Below are 2,129 nucleotides of genomic sequence, written 5' to 3' on the forward strand. Positions count from 1 at the left end.
TGTAGAGGGCGGTTGTAAAATGTAGGAAAACGGCGGAATAAAATTGTCGTTTTTCCTGCATTTTTTGTATACTCACTTTATTAATCTTTTGAGGAAGTGATGAGTATGCGAAAAGACGTTTACGAAAGGATGAGATATTTTGTGTTAGAGAAAATAAAGCCAAATTACTCCGCTATTGCACGACAATATGGTGTTGATCCACGAACCGTAAAAGCTGCATATTTAAGGGCTCAGAGTGGTGAAACTACAGTTGTTAGGAGGCAGAGAAACCGTCGTAGTAAGCTAGACGGATACCAAGATATTATTGAGGATAAATACACCGCTGGATGTTCTGCCAGGTCAATCTATGACTTTATCGTTGAAAAAGGATTTACTGGTAAATACACCATTGTTAAAGATTATTGTCGTCGTTTCCGTAAAGTGCAAACTAAGAAAGCCACGATTAGGGTTGAGCATACGATTGGCTTAAGTGCTCAAGTTGATTGGAAAGAACGAGTTACCATGACTGACTGGAATGGAGTTTCACATACCTTCAGTATTTTCTTGTATGTGCTGCCCTACTCTAAGTTTAAGTTTTTAAAATTAACCTTGGATCAAAAGCAGGATACTCTATTCAAATGCTTGTTTGAAGCTTTTAGGGCTACTGGGGGAATACCTAAAGAAATCTGGTTCGATAATATGTCAACTGTCGTTGACCATAAGTTAAGTGACTTCCATCATCATCGTTTTAATGAACGGTTTTTATCATTTAGTCATGATGCCGGATTCCATCCAATCGCTTGTCGGCCATTTAGGCCGCAAACTAAAGGTTGCGTTGAAGCCCTAGCAAGGACAATGGGACGATTAAAGCCTTATGATGGAGAATTCAGTACTATCAATGATTTAAATAGTATCGTCAATCGATTAGCTAAACGGCTTAACCATGAACAGTCACAAGGTAATAACCAGAAGCCCATTGAATTATGGGCAAAAGAAAAAGAGCATTTCCGGTCTCTCAATGCCGATCTCACGAGGTACTTCAACAGTGTCCAAACCAGAAAAGTATCGCGAGATTCAATGATTAGATTTCAAAACCATCAATACTCTGTATCCCCTAATTATATCGGAAAAGAGGTTGAAGTTAAACCAACTACTGATGGTAAAACTATTCGCATCTTCTATCAGGGCGTCGAAATTCAAAAACATGATCTGACCAATAAGCAGTTTAATTATGATCCACATGATAAATGCGCCATCCTTAAAAGTGACTTGATGGCAGATAAAACGGATGAAGAAATAAATCAGTATATGCTTAGCAACCTCAGTATCTATGACCAGATTGGGGAGTAAAATGAACCAATATCAAAAATTAGTCGACAATTTAACGAAGTTAAATTTGCATAATATGGCTGCATCAATTGCGGATTATCGGCAACAAGTTAACGATAGCCAAATCAGCTTTAGTGAAGCACTATTACAATTAACCGATAAGGAAATTGCCTATCAACAACAGGAAAGTTTAAAACGAAGAATAAAGCGGGCTCGTTTCCCTATTATCAAACGGCTCAATGATTTTAACTACCAGTTTCAACCTTCAATAAACCCACAGCAAATCGCCGAGTTTGCGACCATGTCCTTTCTGGATAACCAAGAGAATATTATTTTTATTGGTAGTCCTGGTGTGGGTAAAACACACTTATCCATTGGACTGGGCATCGAAGCATGCCGGCAAGATGTACGAACACTATTCATAAACTGCCATGAACTAATCCTTAGATTGAAGGCAGCTCAAGAAAAGCGACATTTAGAGCGCGTAATACGTCGATACGAAAGGTATGATCTATTAATTATTGACGAATTAGGCTATTTACCGATATCAGCGAATGAAGCAAAACTATTATTTCAACTAATAAATGGCCGCTATGAACGCAAATCAACAATCATAACGACCAATGTACCATTATCAAGTTGGGGAACCGTCCTTAATAGCACAGCGACTGCAGAAGCCATTTTAGATCGCCTTGTCTATCATTCGCACATAATTAAGATTAAAGGGAAGTCGTATCGTTTGGCATCAGTCAATTCTTAAGCCGCCCAAATCATACGTTTTTAAACCGCCATAAACCGACAATTTTAAACCGCCCTTGACA

The 2,129-nt window shown here is 38.4% G+C and carries 2 protein-coding genes; both read left to right on the forward strand.

What is annotated here, in order from left to right:
* The first annotated feature begins 105 nt into the window (after positions 1-105).
* Positions 106-1,329 carry an IS21 family transposase gene (istA, locus tag H5993_RS09045; RefSeq protein WP_204777095.1) on the forward strand — a complete coding sequence of 408 codons (1,224 nt, stop codon included), beginning with the start codon at positions 106-108 and terminating at the stop codon, positions 1,327-1,329.
* A gap of 1 nt (position 1,330) precedes the next feature.
* Positions 1,331-2,068 (forward strand): IS21-like element helper ATPase IstB, encoded by a 738-nt coding sequence (gene istB / locus H5993_RS09050; RefSeq protein ID WP_204777096.1) that lies wholly within the window; start codon positions 1,331-1,333, stop codon positions 2,066-2,068.
* Positions 2,069-2,129: the final 61 nt, after the last annotated feature.

Origin of the sequence: Limosilactobacillus alvi (assembly GCF_016900115.1) — a bacterium.
GTDB lineage: Bacteria > Bacillota > Bacilli > Lactobacillales > Lactobacillaceae > Limosilactobacillus > Limosilactobacillus alvi.

Coding starts and splice junctions, on each gene's coding strand:
- istB (WP_204777096.1), top strand. CDS start 1,331: ATGAACCAATATCAAAAATTAGTCGACAATTTAACGAAGTTAAATTTG.
- istA (WP_204777095.1), top strand. CDS start 106: ATGCGAAAAGACGTTTACGAAAGGATGAGATATTTTGTGTTAGAGAAA.